Origin of the sequence: Allofournierella sp. CML151, assembly GCF_027853465.1 — a bacterium.
Classification (GTDB): domain Bacteria; phylum Bacillota; class Clostridia; order Oscillospirales; family Ruminococcaceae; genus Allofournierella.
On the sequence record NZ_JAPNNW010000003.1, the window covers coordinates 106,096 to 121,621 of the forward strand.

General features: G+C 61.0%; 14 protein-coding genes. 5 read left to right on the forward strand and 9 right to left on the reverse strand.

Features of this window, described 5'->3' with window-relative positions; all coding sequences use genetic code 11:
* Positions 1-5: 5 nt before the first annotated feature.
* The 7 genes from PH256_RS03415 to PH256_RS03445 all read right to left on the reverse strand — a co-directional run bounded on the left by PH256_RS03415 (position 6) and on the right by PH256_RS03445 (position 7,632).
* On the reverse strand, positions 6-1,232 hold the full coding sequence (locus tag PH256_RS03415; RefSeq protein WP_270912981.1) for an argininosuccinate synthase: 1,227 nt from the start codon (positions 1,230-1,232) through the stop codon (positions 6-8).
* Between the two features lie 76 nt (positions 1,233-1,308).
* A complete protein-coding gene (locus tag PH256_RS03420) occupies positions 1,309-2,031 on the reverse strand; it encodes an amino acid ABC transporter ATP-binding protein (protein ID WP_087181672.1) in 723 nt (240 codons plus the stop codon).
* The gene (locus PH256_RS03425) at positions 2,018-2,707 is read right to left on the reverse strand and encodes an amino acid ABC transporter permease (RefSeq protein WP_270912982.1); all 690 of its coding nucleotides are present in this window, start codon (positions 2,705-2,707) and stop codon (positions 2,018-2,020) included. The genes PH256_RS03420 and PH256_RS03425 overlap by 14 nt, the downstream gene beginning before the upstream one ends.
* A 58-nt stretch (positions 2,708-2,765) precedes the next feature.
* Complete coding sequence (locus PH256_RS03430; RefSeq protein ID WP_270912983.1) at positions 2,766-3,650, reverse strand: ABC transporter substrate-binding protein; 885 nt, start codon at positions 3,648-3,650, stop codon at positions 2,766-2,768.
* A gap of 444 nt (positions 3,651-4,094) precedes the next feature.
* Complete coding sequence (locus tag PH256_RS03435; RefSeq protein ID WP_143424501.1) at positions 4,095-4,265, reverse strand: FeoB-associated Cys-rich membrane protein; 171 nt, start codon at positions 4,263-4,265, stop codon at positions 4,095-4,097.
* A 54-nt stretch (positions 4,266-4,319) separates the two neighbouring features.
* A complete protein-coding gene (gene feoB / locus PH256_RS03440; protein WP_270912984.1) occupies positions 4,320-6,692 on the reverse strand; it encodes a ferrous iron transport protein B in 2,373 nt (790 codons plus the stop codon).
* Positions 6,693-6,903: 211 nt separating this feature from the next.
* The gene (locus PH256_RS03445; protein WP_270912986.1) at positions 6,904-7,632 is read right to left on the reverse strand and encodes a LytR/AlgR family response regulator transcription factor; all 729 of its coding nucleotides are present in this window, start codon (positions 7,630-7,632) and stop codon (positions 6,904-6,906) included.
* Positions 7,633-7,999: 367 nt separating this feature from the next.
* On the opposite strand from PH256_RS03445, the gene PH256_RS03450 reads away from it, so the two are divergent.
* Both PH256_RS03450 and PH256_RS03455 read left to right on the forward strand, forming a co-directional pair.
* Positions 8,000-9,394 carry an APC family permease gene (locus PH256_RS03450; RefSeq protein ID WP_270912987.1) on the forward strand — a complete coding sequence of 465 codons (1,395 nt, stop codon included), beginning with the start codon at positions 8,000-8,002 and terminating at the stop codon, positions 9,392-9,394.
* Positions 9,395-9,472: 78 nt separating this feature from the next.
* Positions 9,473-10,714 (forward strand): metal-dependent hydrolase family protein, encoded by a 1,242-nt coding sequence (locus PH256_RS03455; protein WP_270912988.1) that lies wholly within the window; start codon positions 9,473-9,475, stop codon positions 10,712-10,714.
* Positions 10,715-10,856: 142 nt separating this feature from the next.
* Here PH256_RS03455 and PH256_RS03460 read toward each other — a convergent pair whose 3' ends face one another.
* A complete protein-coding gene (locus PH256_RS03460; RefSeq protein ID WP_270913085.1) occupies positions 10,857-12,218 on the reverse strand; it encodes a PFL family protein in 1,362 nt (453 codons plus the stop codon).
* A gap of 22 nt (positions 12,219-12,240) precedes the next feature.
* A complete protein-coding gene (locus PH256_RS03465; protein ID WP_087183511.1) occupies positions 12,241-12,510 on the reverse strand; it encodes an ACT domain-containing protein in 270 nt (89 codons plus the stop codon).
* A gap of 213 nt (positions 12,511-12,723) precedes the next feature.
* Here PH256_RS03465 and PH256_RS03470 point away from each other — a divergent pair, with 213 nt between their 5' ends.
* The 3 genes from PH256_RS03470 to PH256_RS03480 are packed head-to-tail and all read left to right on the forward strand — an operon-like array spanning position 12,724 to position 15,525.
* On the forward strand, positions 12,724-13,203 hold the full coding sequence (locus tag PH256_RS03470; RefSeq protein WP_087181664.1) for an Lrp/AsnC family transcriptional regulator: 480 nt from the start codon (positions 12,724-12,726) through the stop codon (positions 13,201-13,203).
* Positions 13,203-14,390, forward strand: coding sequence for a pyridoxal phosphate-dependent aminotransferase (locus tag PH256_RS03475; RefSeq protein ID WP_270913086.1), 1,188 nt, complete (start codon positions 13,203-13,205; stop codon positions 14,388-14,390). Before PH256_RS03470 ends, PH256_RS03475 begins: the two co-directional genes overlap by 1 nt.
* Positions 14,383-15,525 (forward strand): DUF362 domain-containing protein, encoded by a 1,143-nt coding sequence (locus PH256_RS03480; protein ID WP_270912989.1) that lies wholly within the window; start codon positions 14,383-14,385, stop codon positions 15,523-15,525. Before PH256_RS03475 ends, PH256_RS03480 begins: the two co-directional genes overlap by 8 nt.
* Position 15,526 lies beyond the last annotated feature (1 nt).

Consider the following 15,526-nt stretch of genomic DNA (forward strand, 5'->3'; position numbering starts at 1 on the left):
GCTTCTCACTCCTTGGGCCAGTTCTTTTTGCACTTTGCCTGCACGGTGACGGGCAGGCCGAACAGGTTGATGAATCCGGCGGAATCCTTCTGGTCGTAGATGCCGTCCTCGCCGAAGGTGGCCAGCTCCTCGCTGTACAGGCTGTAGGGAGAGGTGGTGCCGGCGGGGATGATGTTGCCCTTGTAGAGCTTCAGCTTCACATCGCCGGTCACGGTCTTCTGGGTCTCGGTGACGAAGGCGCTCAGGGCCTCACGCAGGGGGGTGTACCACTGGCCGTCGTATACGATCTCGGAGAATTTCTGAGCAACCAGCTCCTTGTAGTGAGCGGTGGCCTTGTCCAGGCAGAGCATCTCCAGCTGCGCGTGGGCGAAGTAGAGAATGGTGCCGCCGGGGGTCTCGTATACGCCGCGGCTCTTCATGCCAACCAGACGGTTCTCCACGATGTCGATGATGCCGATGCCGTTTTCGCCGCCCAGCTTGTTCAGGGTGCGCACGATGTCGCTGCCCTTCATGGCCACACCGTCCACTGCGGTGGGGATGCCCTTTTCAAAGTGGATGGTCACATAGGTGGGGGTGTCCGGGGCCTGCTCCGGGCTTACGCCCAGCTCCAGGAAGCCGGGCTTCTGGTACTGGGGCTCCAGGCTGGGGTCCTCCAGATCCAGACCCTCGTGGCTCAGGTGCCAGAGGTTTTTATCCTTGGAGTAGTTGGTTTCCCGGTTGATCTTCAGGGGAACATTGTGGGCCTCGGCGTAATCGATTTCCTCCTCGCGGCTCTTGATGTCCCACTCTCTCCAGGGGGCGATGATGGGCATGTCGGGCGCAAAGGCCTTGATGCTCAGCTCAAAGCGGACCTGGTCATTGCCCTTGCCGGTGCAGCCGTGGCAGATGGCGTCGCAGCCTTCCTTCTCGGCAATCTCCACCAGATGCTTGGCAATGGGCGGGCGTGCGAAGCTGGTGCCCAGCAGATAGGTGCCCTCGTACTTGGCCCCGGCCTGCAGGGTGGGGAACACATAATCATCGATGAACTCATCGGTCAGATCCAGCACATACAGCTTGGAAGCGCCGGTCTTGATGGCCTTCTCCTCCAGGCCGTCCAGCTCGGTGCCCTGGCCCACGTCGGCGGAGGCGGCGATGACCTCGCAGCCGTAGTTTTCCTTCAGCCAGGGAATGATGATGGAGGTATCCAGACCGCCGGAGTAGGCCAGCAGAACCTTGTTGTACTGAGTTTTCATGAGAATGACTTCCTTTCAGACGGCCCGCAGCGGGGCCGGTTGTTTTTGATTTTGTTTGAATTTGCTTGTATGAAATTCAAAGCACCTTGGACAAAAAGGAGCAAAGGCGCTCGTTTTTCGGGTGTTCAAAAAATTCGGCGGGCGGGTTTTGCTCCAGCACCTGGCCGCCGTCCATAAAGAGGACCCGGGTGGCCACCTCGCGGGCAAAGCCCATCTCGTGGGTTACGATCACCATGGTCATGCCCTGGTCGGCCAGGTCCTTCATTACGCCCAGCACCTCGCCCACCATTTCCGGGTCCAGTGCGCTGGTGGGTTCGTCGAAGAGCAGCACCTCCGGGTCCATGGCCAGCGCCCGCACAATGGCGATGCGCTGCTTCTGGCCGCCGGAAAGCTTGCTGGGGTAGGTGTCGATCTTGTCGTACAAGCCGATGCGCTTTAAAAGCTCCTCGGCCTTGGCGTTGGCCTCGTCCTTGGTCTGCAGCTTCAGCTGCACCGGCGCCAGGGTGATGTTCTCCCGCACGGTCAGGTGGGGGAAGAGGTTGAAATGCTGGAACACCATGCCCATGTGCTGGCGCACCTGGTTGATGTCGGTGCCGGGGGCGGTGATGTCCTGCCCTTTGAAGAAAATCTGCCCGCTTGTGGGGGTCTCCAGCAGGTTCAGGCATCGCAGAAAGGTGGATTTGCCCGAGCCGGAGGGCCCGATGATGGCGATCTTTTCGCCGGGGGAGATGGTCTCGGTGATGCCCTTGAGCACCTGGACCCCGCCGAAGTCTTTGGTCAGGTTGTTAACCGCGATCACTTTGCGCCAGCCTCCTTTCCACCTGCTTCTGAATCTGGGTGATGCCGATGACGAACAGCAGATAAATGATGGCCGCCAGATACAGCGGAACGCTGTTGAAGGTGATGCCGCGGATGCCGTCCGAGGCTTTGGTCAGGTCGCGAACCGCGATGTAACCGGCCACGCTGGTCTCCTTCAGCAGAGCAATGAACTCGTTGAACAGGGCGGGCAGAATGTTCTTCACGGCCTGGGGCAGCACGATCTTGCGCATGGTCACCCCGTAGCCGAGGCCCAGGCTGCGCCCGGCCTCCATCTGGCCCGGGTCCACCGAGGCAATGCCGCTTCGGGCCACCTCGGCCAGATAAGCGCCGGAGTTGATGCCGAAGCCCACGATACAAACCACAATGCCCTCGCTGCTGGCCAGGATCACGGTGTAAAGGATCAGCAGCTGCACGATGACGGGCGTGCCGCGGATCACGGTGGTGTACAGCCCGCACACCCAGCTGCCCAGCTTTTGCAGGAAGTTTTTCCGGGGTGCGCAGGTGATGCGCACCAGCGCCACCACAAGGCCGATCAGGATGCCGATGAGCAGAGCGCAGGCGGTGATGAGCAGGGTGTTGCCCAGGCCCTCCAGATAAACCTGCCACCGGTTTTGATAGATAACGGCCATGTAAAGGTCGTTCAAAAGCTTTTCCATACAAAAACCTCACTGTGGAACGCGGGGCCCGCTTTTGGGCCCCGCCGCTCCGGTTTTATCAGCCCTCGCTGGAAAGAGCGGTGTGCTCCTCCAGCAGCTTGTCGATGGTACCGTTCTCAATGTTCTTCTCGATGACCTGGTTCACAAACTCCACCAGATCCTCCTGGCCCTTGGCAATGGCCAGCGCGTAGTTCTCTTCGGTGACCATCTCGTCCAGAACCTTCAGCTCGCCCTCGTAATTCTTCACGATGGTGTTGGCGGCCACGCTGTCGATCACAGCGGCGTCGGCCTTACCGGCGGCCAGAGCAGCGGCACATTCCACTGCATTCTTGAACTGCAGGGGAGAAGAGATGCCCAGGGTGTCCTGTACGTAGATGTCGCCGGTGGTGTTGGCCTGTACGGTCACGGTGTAGTCACCGCTCTTCAGCTCCTCGGCGCTGGTGATGGTGCTGTCCGCAGGCAGCAGCAGCACCTGACCGGCGGTGGCGTAGGTAACGGTGAAGTCCACCTGCTGGGCACGCTCGTCGGTTACGGTCATGCCCGCGCCGATCATGTCGCCCTTGCCGCTCTTCAGTGCCTCAATCAGCAGGCCGAAGTCCATGTCCAGAACCTCGTATTCCACGCCCAGCTCATCGGCCACCAGCTTGCCCACGTCGATGTCCACACCGGCGGGCTGGCCATCCGCGCCCAGATACTCAAAGGGCGGGAAGCCGGTGGCGGTCATCAGGGTGAAGGTGCCCTTCTCCTTGATGGCGTCCAGGGTGGGGGTTGCACCGTCGGTGCTGGTGGAAGAACCGGTGCTTTCCGCCGCGGAAGAAGCGGTGGAGGTGGAAGAGGCGGTGGATGCCGCCCCAGAAGAAGCGGTGGACGAAGCGCCGCCGCCGCAGGCGGTCAGGCCCAGGGTAAGAATGGATGCCAATGCGAATGCGATCAACTTTTTCATACTGTGTTTCCTCCTTGATGAAGCGGCCCCCTCAAAGCCGCTGTCCTGTGTTCGATGGACTCATTATAGCTGAATAAATATTCAATGTCAATGAATTTTTATAAGACTGTATACTTTGACAAAGCAGCGCAGCAAAAGAGGAAAACGCTGTGCGATTTGATGACTAAAATGCATATAATCTAAAAAATAACGGGATAAACGGCATATTTATTCTTAATTTGTGGGGATTTATTAATATCGTGTGAATACAAAATGAAGGCTTTTTGCATGAGTAAAAGCGGAGAAAAAAACTGGAAAAAGAATAATATGCATGCGTTCTTGCAAAATATGCATAAATATCTGCCGGGCGGCGGGCATCCGGTATGCTCAGCCCGAATCCAAACAAAAAGAGCGGGCGGGAGCAAAAGCTCCCGCCCGCCCTTTGGGGTGAACGGAGAAAAATATTCAGTGCTTGCCGTCTTCCTTGTTCTGCCTGGCTGCTTCGCAGCGGGCAGCGCAGCTGGAGCAGTCGCCGCTGCACTCGCCGCCGAAGCCGCCGTTTTTGCAGATGAACACAAGAGCCGCCACAAAGCAGACCACAACGATCGCAAGCACCAGAAGAGTGGGCAGATTCATAAGTAAAACCTCCGGATCAGGGCCGGGCAGCATACCCGGCCGGGATAGCTTGGATTACAGCCCGAACAGCAGACCCACACAGCGAACGGCAAAAGCAACCAGCCATGCGATCACGCACTGGGCCACCACCACGGTGAGGGCGCCCTTGGCGCCGCCCATCTCCCGCTTTACGGCGGCGATGGCTGCCACACAGGGGGTGTAAAGCAGGGTGAAGATCAGGAACACAAAAGCGGTGAAGGGGGTGAACAGGCTGCCCAGCGCCTGGGGCAGGGTGTTCAGGCTGGAGCCGGTGAGCACCGCCAGGGTGGAGACCACCGCCTCCTTGGCGGTAAAGCCGGTGATGAGGGCGGTGGAAACCCGCCAGTCGCCGAAACCCAGAGGTGCGAACAGGGGAGCAATCAGACTGCCCAGCATGGCCAGCAGGCTGGTGGAGGAATCGGTCACCACGTTCAGGCGGGTGTCAAAGGTCTGCAGGAACCAGATGATGATGGAGGCCACAAAGATCACCGTGAAGGCACGGGTCAAAAAGTCCTTGGCCTTTTCCCACATCAGCCGCAGCACGCTGGCGGCGCTGGGCAGGCGGTAGTTGGGCAGCTCCATCACAAAGGGAACGGGCTCGCCCTTGAAGGCGGTGCCCTTGAGCAGCAGGCCGAACAGAATGCCCACCAGGATGCCGGTCACATAAAGGCCGATCATCACCAGCGCCTGATACTTGGGGAAGAAGGCGGCGGTGAACATGGCGTAGATGGGCAGCTTGGCCGAGCAGCTCATGAAGGGGGTGAGCAGGATGGTCATCTTCCGGTCCCGCTCACTGGACAAGGTGCGGGTGGCCATGATGGCGGGCACGCTGCAGCCGAAGCCGATGAGCATGGGCACGAAGCTTCGGCCGGAAAGACCGATCTTGCGCAGCAGCTTGTCCATCACGAACGCCACGCGGGCCATGTAGCCCGAGTCCTCCAGAATGGAGAGGAAGAAGAACAGCACCACGATGATGGGCAGGAAGGTGAGCACGCTGCCCACACCGGCGAAGATGCCGTCGATCACCAGGCTGTGTACCACCGGGTTGATGCCGTAGGCGGTGAGCGCATTGTCCACCACGCCGGTCAGGGCATCCAGCCCCAGGGCCAGAAGGTCGCTCAGACCCTGGCCGATCAGGCCGAAGGTGAGCCAGAACACCAGCCCCATGATGCCCAGGAAGATGGGGATGGCCAGAAAACGGTGGGTGAGCAGGCTGTCGATCTTCACGCTGCGGGCGTGCTCCCGGCTTTCGCCCTTTTTGATCACGGTGTGCTCACACAGCGCGCCGATGAAGGCGTAGCGCATGTCCGCCAGGGCAGCCTCCCGGTCGGTGGCAAGATCGGCCTCCATCTCGGTGATGGCATGCTCCAGAAGATCCTTCTCGTTGTCGGAAAGCTGCAGCCGCTCCAGCATGGGCACGTCGCCCTCCACCAGCTTGGTGGCGGCGAAGCGCAGGGGTACCCGGGCCCGCTGGGCATGGTCCTCAATCAGGTGGCAGATGGCGTGGATGCAGCGGTGCATGGCGCCGGCGCAGAAATCCACCCGGGCGGGCTTTTCCTGGTTTACCGCCACCTGCATGGCGTGCTCGATCAGCTCGTCGATGCCCTCGTTCTTGGCGGCACTGATGGGCACCACCGGGATGCCCAGCTCTTCCTCCAGCTGGTTCACCAGTACGGTGTTGCCGTTGGCCCGCATCTCGTCCATCATGTTGAGGGCCAGCACCATGGGGATGCCCAGCTCGATCAGCTGCATGGTCAGATACAGGTTGCGCTCGATGTTGGTGGCGTCCACGATGTTGATGATGCCCTGGGGCCGCTCGTTGATGAGGAAGTCCCGGGTCACGATCTCTTCATTGGAATAGGGCGACAGGGAATAGATGCCCGGCAGGTCCACCACAGTGGCCTCCGGGTGCTTGCGGATCTGGCCGTCCTTCCGGTCCACGGTCACGCCGGGGAAGTTGCCCACGTGCTGGTTGGAGCCGGTGAGCTGGTTGAACAGGGTGGTCTTGCCGCAGTTCTGGTTGCCCGCCAGCGCAAAGGTGATGGGCGTGCCTGCGGGCAGAGCGTTCGCGCTCCGGTTCCGCTTGGCGGCGGCTTCGCCCAGGCCCGGGTGAGCGATGGGCTCCACGGCGCGCAGGTCGTGCTGGTGATGGTGTTCGGCCTCCACCTCTTCGGGGGTGCGGGTGTGCACGCCCTCAATGTCGATGCTCTTGGCATCCTCCAGACGCAGGGTCAGCTCGTAGCCCCGCAGCTCCAGCTCGATGGGGTCGCCCATGGGAGCGACCTTGCGCAGCGTTACCTGGGTGCGCGGGGTGAGGCCCATATCCAGAAAATGGCGGCGCAGCGCGCCGGAGCCGTTTACCGCCGTGATGGTGGCGGTTTTGCCAATCGGCAGTTGATCAAGTGTCATTGCGTAAAACCCCTCTTTTGGAAAAACGGAGCCGTTGCTCCGTCTTTGGTTTGGTATCAATACTTTATTATAATGCCTATACGCTGCATCAGTGTAGCACCTGTGGATTCAAATGTCAATACAAGGGGCGGCATGGGCAGCGCGGGGGATTTTTGGGCAAAACAAAAGGCCCCGGCACAGCCGGAGCCAACATGCAAAGAGAAAAATTCGGTCAGCAGCGGGGCGGAGCCCACAGCTCGCTGGAGGGCTGCCGGTCCCGGATGCGGCGGGCCACCTCCTGGTGGTGCATCCGGCTGCAGGGGATCTGGCAGCCGTTGGCCAGGGTGAGCACGTCCCGGAACAGGTTTTCCACGTGCAGCAGATTCACCACATAGCTCTTGTGGGTGCGGGCGAAGCCGAAGGGCTCCATCTGCTGGGCGATCTGGCTGATCTGGCCGTTGAACTGGTAGCTGGCGCTTTCGCCCACCAGGGTGATGCGCCGCACGTCCGATTCAAAATAATAGATCTCGCTGTGCTTGATCTGCACCGTGCCCTCCTCGCTGGAGAAGCTGTAGTAAAAATCGGGAGTTTCGCAGTGGGTCAGCGCCAGCCAGACCTCTTCCTGCAGCGCCACCCCGGAGAAGGGCCGCACCAGATAGCCGCAGGCCCGGGTGCGATAGCCGGGAATGGCCCACTGCTCGCTGCTGGCCAGCAGAATCAGACTCATGGCCGGATGCAGCCGGTGCAGCTGGATGGCCGCTGAAAGACCGGACCCGTCCTCGCCCACATCCAGCAGGATCAGATCGAACCGGCGGCCCCGGTTGTATTCATCCAAAAGGGTACGGCTGGAGTCGAAAAAAACAAATTCCAGGCCCACCCGTTTGTTCAGCGGAGCCAGGCTGTGGAGCAGCTCGGAATTTTCCTGCCGGTCGCGGCCGCACAGTGCAATGTAACGGATCATATAACCAGAAAAACCTCCTGTTTTAGGCGCGAAACGGGGAAAATACCCGGATTTTGATGTAGAAAAAAACGCCTTAGATTTGTTCACTTTGTATATATTATATGGGGTTTGGTCAACAAAATCAACCGCTTTTGCTGATTTTGACGATAAAAGTGCAGATTGTGCGCGAGCTGTACACACTTTGCCAAAAACTTGGTATAGTGTTGCCGTGCCCGCCGGAAACGTTTTTTCCAGTGGGTGAGAGAGAAGAAAAAACAGGACTGAAATCTGTCTTTGGCCAATGGGCAGACAGACCCAAATGCCCTGTAACAAGGAGGAACTCTTCATGGCAAATGCTCCCCAAACAGCGGCGCCCGAACAGGGCGGAATGAAAAAGACACTGTCGCTGTGGAACTTCTTCACCATCGGCTTCGGCGCCATTATCGGCACCGGCTGGGTGCTGCAGGTGGGCGACTGGATGGTCACCGGCGGCGGCCCCATCGCCGCAATGATCGCCTTCGGCATCGGCGCGTTGTTCCTGGTGCCCATCGGCGCGGTGTTCGGTGAACTCACCGCCGCCATTCCCATCTCCGGCGGCATCGTGGAATATGTGGACCGCACCTTCGGTCACACCCTGAGCTATATCACCGGCTGGTTCCTGGTTCTGGGCAACGGTATCCTGTGCCCCTGGGAGGCCATCGCCATCTCCACTCTGGTGAGCCAGATGTTCGGCGATCTGTTCCCGATTCTGCGGTCGGTGAAGCTGTACAGCATCCTGGGCGCGGACGTTTATCTGTTCCCCACCATCATCGCGCTGGGCTTCGCCTTCTACGTGATCTGGCTGAACTTCAAGGGCGCTTCCAGCGCCGCCAAGCTGCAGGCCTTTTTGACCAAGGCTCTGCTGGCCGGTATGCTGCTGGCCATGGGCATCTCCTTCTTCAAGGGCGGCCCCGCCAACATCCTGCCCTCCTTCCAGCAGGTGCAGAGCAGCACCACCCAGACCGCCGGTACCAACATGTTCGCCGGTATCGTGTCCGTTCTGGTTATGACCCCGTTCTTCTATGCCGGTTTCGACACCATTCCCCAGCAGGCTGAGGAGGCCGCCGAGGGTCTGGACTGGAACAAATTCGGCAAGATCATCAGCCTGGCCCTGCTGGCTGCGGGCGGCTTCTACATCATCTGCATCTACTCCTTCGGCACTATCGTTCCCTGGACCGAGTTCATCACCAAGGACGTGCCCGCTCTGGCCTGCCTGAAGGACATCAGCATGATCTTCTATGTGGTGATGCTCATCATCGCCACCCTGGGACCCATGGGCCCCATGAACTCCTTCTTCGGCGCCACCAGCCGCATCATGCTGGCCATGGGCCGAAAGGGCCAGCTGCCCGAATCCTTCGCGGTGCTGGATTCCAAGTCCGGCTGCCCCAAGCTGGCTTGCACCATCCTGGCGGTCATCACCGTGATCGGACCCTTCCTGGGCAAGAACATGCTGCTGAGCCTGACCAACGTTTCCGCACTGGCCTTCATCTTCAGCTGCACCATGGTGAGCCTGGCCTGCCTGCGCATGCGCTACACCGAGCCCGATCTGCCCCGTCCCTATAAGGTCCCCGGCGGCAAGCTGGGCATCTGCGCCGCCATCGCCGCCGGTTCCATCGTGATCCTGCTGATGGTGGTACCCTTCAGCCCCGCCGCTCTGAACGGTGTGGAATGGGGCATCGTTCTGGGCTGGCTGGTCATTGGCCTGATTTTGATGGCCGTTACCAAGGCAGCCAAGAAAAAGTAATTTTCCAAATGAACCTATAAGCGCTCAAACTACGCTTCGGTACATACACAAACAAAGAAACAGGAGGTTTGTTTCATTATGAGTAAGGTAGCATTCGTTGGCGGTCTGCTGATCGACGGCACCGGCGCTGAGCCGGTCAAGGACTCTCTGGTCCTGGTGGAAGACAAGAAGATCGTATACGCCGGTCCCAAGAAGGAATACGGCCCCGATTACGAGACCCACGACATCACCGGCAAGACCATCATGCCCGGCCTGACCGATACCCATCTGCACTTCTCCGGCAACTTGACCGACGACGATACCGATTGGGTACTGGAAGATCCCATCCAGAAGACCGTTGTTGCCGTTCAGCAGGCTCACGAGTGCCTGGAGCACGGCCTGACCACCGTTGGTGAGATCAGCCGCAGCGGCCTGCAGATCCGCGATATGATCGAGCGCGGCGTTATGACCGGCCCCCGCGTGGTGGGCACCGGCCTGGGCTTCGCCCGCACCTGCGGCCACGGCGACAGCCACAAGCTGCCCAGCTGGTACAACGACGAGAGCCATCCCTGGGCAGAGCGTGTAGACGGTCCCTGGGAGCTGCGCAAGGCAGTTCGCCGCCGTCTGCGTCAGAGCCCTGACGCCATCAAGATCTGGTCCACCGGCGGCGGCATCTGGCGCTGGGACAAGAAGACCGATCAGCACTACACCTACGAAGAGATCAAGGCCGTTGTGGACGAGTGCAACATGGTCGGTATCCCCGTGTGGAGCCATGCCGAGGGCTTCGGCGGCGCTCTGGACTCCGCCAAGGCCGGCGTGCATCTGATCATCCACGGCCAGGCTCTGAACGACGAATGCCTGGACATCATGGCCGAGAAGGGCATCTACTTCTGCCCCACCATCCAGTTCCTGCATGAGTGGTTCAAGACCTATCCCCCCGTGTACATCCCCGAGATGCACGACTCTCAGCCCGGTGAGACCGTGGTTGAGAAGGAGCTGAACCGCATCTACGCCAACCTGCGCAAGGCCAAGGCCAAGGGCATCGGCCTGACCATCGGTTCCGACTCCTTCTGCAGCAGCCTGACTCCCTATGGCACCACCGCCATCGGCGAGATGTACTCCTTCGTGGAGTGCGCCGGTATCTCCGAGATGGATACCATCGTGGCCGCCACCAAGGTGGGCGCCGAGATGCTGAAGGTGGACGACGTGACCGGTACTCTGGAAGCCGGCAAGTCCGCTGACCTGCTGGTCATCGAGGGCAACCCCCTGGAGAACATCCGCGCCATCGCCGTGGACAACATGAAGGTCATCATGAAGGAAGGTGCCTTCGTCAAGGGCTGATCTCCATCACTCCTTCCATAACAAAATGCCCCTGGCCCGAACCTCTCCCCGGGCCGGGGGCTTTCCTGTCCTTATATAATGTAAGCGAAATGAAAAAGAGGCCTCCCGGCGGGAGACCTCTTTTTGTGCGTTTTGAAAAAAATCAGTTTTTCAGCGCCTGCAGGGGAGCGGGGATGCGGCCGCCCCGGTTGATGAACACGCTGGGGCTGTAGGTGCTGATGGGCATGATGGGCGCGTAGCCCAGCAGGCCGCCGAAGTCCAGCTCCTCGCCGGCCTTGCGGCCGATGGCGGGAATCACGCGCACGGCGGTGGTTTTGGTGTTTACCATGCCGATGGCCGCCTCGTCGGCGATCAGAGCGCTGATCACCTCGGCGGGGGTGTCGCCGGGCAGAACCACCATATCGATGCCCACGCTGCACACGGCGGTCATGGCTTCCAGCTTCTCCAGGCACAGGCTGCCGCAGCGAGCCGCCTGGATCATGCCGTCGTCCTCACTCACGGGGATGAAAGCGCCGGACAGGCCGCCCACGTGGTTGGAGGCCATTACGCCGCCCTTCTTCACCGCGTCGTTCAGCAGGGCCAGGGCAGCGGTGGTGCCGCAGCAGCCGCAGCTTTCCAGACCCATCTCCTCCAGAATGTTGGCCACGCTGTCGCCGATGGCAGGGGTGGGAGCCAGCGACAGGTCCACAATGCCGAAGGGCACGCCCAGCTCCTTGGCGGCCAGGTTGCCCACCAGCTGACCCATGCGGGTGATCTTGAAGGCAGTGCGCTTCACCAGCTCGGCCACCTCGTCCAGCGGGGCGTCCTTGGGCAGCTTTGCCAGGGCGGAGCGCACCGCGCCGGGGCCGGAAACGCCCACGTGTACCACGCAGTCCGGCTCGCCCACACCGTGGAAGGCGCCCGCCATGAAGGGGTTGTCCTCGGGGGCGTTGCAGAACACCACCAGCTTGGCAGCGCCCATGCACTGGTTGTCGGCGGTGACCTCAGCGGCCTTGCGCACCACGTTGCCCATCAGCTTCACCGCGTCCATGTTGATGCCGGTCTTGGTGGAGCCGATGTTCACGCTGCTGCACACGATGTCGGTCTCAGCCAGCGCCTGAGGGATGGAGGCGATCAGCCGCTCGTCCCCGGCGGAGAAGCCCTTGTGTACCAGCGCGCCGAAGCCGCCGATGAAGTTCACGCCCACGGCCTTGGCCGCGCGGTCCAGAGTCTTGGCGTATTCCACCGGATCGGCGGTGGGGGCGCTGGCCAGCAGCATGGCGATGGGGGTCACGCTGATGCGTTTGTTGATGATGGGAATGCCGTAATCGGTGGAGATCTTCTCCACCACCGGCACCAGGCGGGCGGCCTTTTCGGTGATCTTGTTATAAATCTTCTCGCAGGCCTTTTTGGGGTCCGGGTCGGCGCAGTCCAGCAGGCTGATGCCCATGGTCACGGTGCGCACGTCCAGATTTTCCGAGGTGATCATCCCGATGGTTTCCAGGATGTCGCTGGTGTTGATCATGCTCAATGGAACGGCCCCCTTCTCAAATGTGATGCATCGCGTCGAACACTTCTTCGCGGGTGATGTGCAGCTCCATGCCCATCTCTTCGGCAATGGCGGCAAAGCGGGCGCGCACGGTGTCCATATCCTGGGTGCAGCGGCTCAGGTTCACCAGCATGATCATGCAGAACATATCCTGCATGATGCTCTGGGTCACGTCCTCCACATTGATGTTCAGCTCGGCGCACACGGCGCTGACCTTGGCGATTACGCCAACGGTGTCCTTTCCGACAACGGTGATAACAGCTTTCATAAACCAAAATCCTCCCTCTGCGGCGGCACAGCGCGCGGCGCGGTGCCCGGTTTGCGGCGGTTTGCAGCCGCTGGCGGCTGCAAGACGTTATTGCCATTATAGCAGATTTTGCAGCCCCGTGGTTTACTTTAAGAGTATTTTTTTTTATAATAAGGTAAATTGCCGAATTTGCCCCAAAGGGGCCAATCAACAAAGAAAGAAGTGACCCATTGTATGGAACGTTTGCTGAAATTGTTGGAGGAAAACGCCCGCCTGAGCGTGGAGGAGCTGGCCGCCATGCTGAGCATCAGCCCCGAGGAAGTGGCCGCCCAGATGGATGACTACGCCAAGAAGGGCGTAATCCGTGGTTACCGGGCCATGGTGGACTGGGAAAAGGTGAGCACCGATAAGGTGCAGGCCGTGATCGAGCTGCGGGTGCGCCCCAAGAAGAGCCACGGCTTTGATGAGATCGCCATGGCCATCAGCCAGTTTGACGAGGTGCAGAGCGTGCTGCTCATGAGCGGCGGCTACGACCTGCAGCTGGTGATCGCGGGCCACAGCTTCCAGGAGATTGCCCTCTTCGTGGCCAAGCGCCTTTCTCCCATGGACGACGTGCTTTCCACCGCCACTCACTTTGTGCTGCGCACCTATAAAAAGGACGGCGTGATGTACGCCGAGGAAGAGCCGGACGAAAGGGAGTGGGCTACGCTGTGATGGACTACAGCCGTTTGATTGCCCCGGCCGCTGCCGCCATGCGGCCCTCGGGCATCCGTAAATTCTTCGACATCGCCGCCGAAATGGACGATTGCATCAGCCTGGGCGTGGGCGAGCCGGACTTCAAGACCCCCTGGCGCATCCGGGACGCGGGCATCAAGAGCCTGCAGAAGGGCAAAACCAGCTACACCGCCAACGCCGGTATGAAGGAGCTGCGGCAGGAGATCGCCGCCTACATGGACCGGCGGTTCGGCCTTTCCTACGACCCGCTGGGCCAGATCCTGGTCACGGTGGGCGGCAGCGAGGCCATTGACATGTGCATCCGCAGCCTGGTGGCCCCGGGCGACGAGGTCATTATCCCCGAGCCCTGCTTTGTATGCTACCAGCCCATCACCACCCTCACCGGCGGCGTGCCGGTGCCGGTGCCTCTGAAGGCGGAAAACCAGTTCCGCCTCACCGCCGCCGAGCTGAAGGCGGCCATCACCCCCAAGACCAAGCTGCTCATCACGCCCTTCCCCTGCAACCCCACCGGCGCGGTGATGGAGCGGGAGGACCTGGAGGCCATTGCCGAGGTGCTGCGGGATACCGACATCATGGTTCTCTCGGATGAAATCTACGCCGAGCTGAACTACTGCGACCATCCCCATGTGAGCATCGCCAGCCTGCCCGGTATGGCCGAGCGCACCGTGGTGGTGAACGGCTTCTCCAAGGCCTTCGCCATGACCGGCTGGCGCATGGGCTTTGCCTGCGGCCCCCGCGAGGTGATTGCCGTGATGACCAAGCTGCACCAGAACTGCATCATGTGTGCGCCCACCACCAGTCAGTATGCGGCGGTGGTGGCCATGCGGGAATGTGACGATGAGATCGAGCGCATGCGCCAGGAATACGACATGCGCCGCCGTTTCCTGGTCAGCCGCCTGAACGAGATGGGCCTTTCCTGCTTCGAGCCGAAGGGCGCCTTCTATGTGTTCCCCAGCATCCAGTCCACCGGCCTGTCCAGCGATGAATTCTGTGAAAAATTGCTGTATGCCAAGCGGGTGGCGGTGGTGCCCGGCACCGCCTTCGGCGACTGCGGCGAGGGCTTTGTGCGCATCAGTTACGCCTATTCCGTGAGCCATCTGAAGCAGGCGCTGGATCGGATCGAGGCCTTTCTGCAGCAGCTGCGGGACGAGGGCGTGAATGGATAACAACGTGTACTTTGCCGCGGCGGCAAGCTATGACCAGCAGACGGTGGATGCCGCGGTGGAGCGGCTGTTCTGCCAGCTGCCCGCCGCCGAAGCGCTGGCGGGCAAGAAGGTGCTGCTGAAGCCCAACCTGCTGGCCAAACACACGCCGGAACGGGCGGTAACCACCCACCCGGCGCTGGTGCGGGCGGTAATCCGGGCGGTGCGCCGCCGGGGCGCTGCCTCCATCATGGTAACGGATTCCCCCGGCGGGGTCTACAACCCGGCCATCCTGCGCAGCATCTATAAAGTGAGCGGCCTGGCCGACGTGTGTCGGGAGGAGGGCGCGGCCCTCTATACCGACTGCAGAAGCCGGGAAACCGCATCCGGCGGAAAGCTGGTCCGGGCCTTTACCCTGGTCGAGCCGGTGCTGGACTGCGATGTGCTCATCAACCTGCCCAAGCTCAAGACCCACATGATGACCGGCCTTTCCGCCGCCACCAAAAATCTGTTCGGCTGCATTCCCGGCCTGCAGAAGGCTGAGTGGCACATGCGCTTCCCGGATAAGGAGCGCTTCGGCGAGATGCTCATCGACCTGCTGGGCTGCGTGAAGCCCGGCTTTGCCGTTCTGGACGGCATTCTGGCTCAGGAGGGCGACGGCCCGGCGGGCGGCACGCCCCGCATGGTGGGTCTTATGGCAGCGGCAGAGAACCATCTGCAGATGGACCTTGCCCTCTGCCATATGCTGAACATCCGCCCCAAGGACGTGCCCTACTTAAACGCGGCCATCGGCCGGGGTCTGTGCCCGGAGCGGTTCGACCTGGCCTGCGCCAGGGGGGAAGGGGAGCTGTGCCGCCCCATTCCCGGCTACCGGCTGCCCTCCAGCTGGGGCAGTGTGGACTTTGCCGACAAGGCCCCTCGGGCGGTGCGCTGGGCGGTGCCTGCGGTGGAGCGGCTGCTGGCCCCCCGCCCGGTGATCAACAAACGCCTGTGCATCGGCTGCGGCAAGTGCGCCGAGATCTGCCCTCAGCACACCATCACGGTGCAGGGCAAGGCGCACATTCATCCGGCCAAATGCATCCGGTGCTTCTGCTGCCACGAGATGTGCCCGGTGAAGGCCATCGACACCCGGCGGTCTTTTCTTTTAAAAAAATTATAAC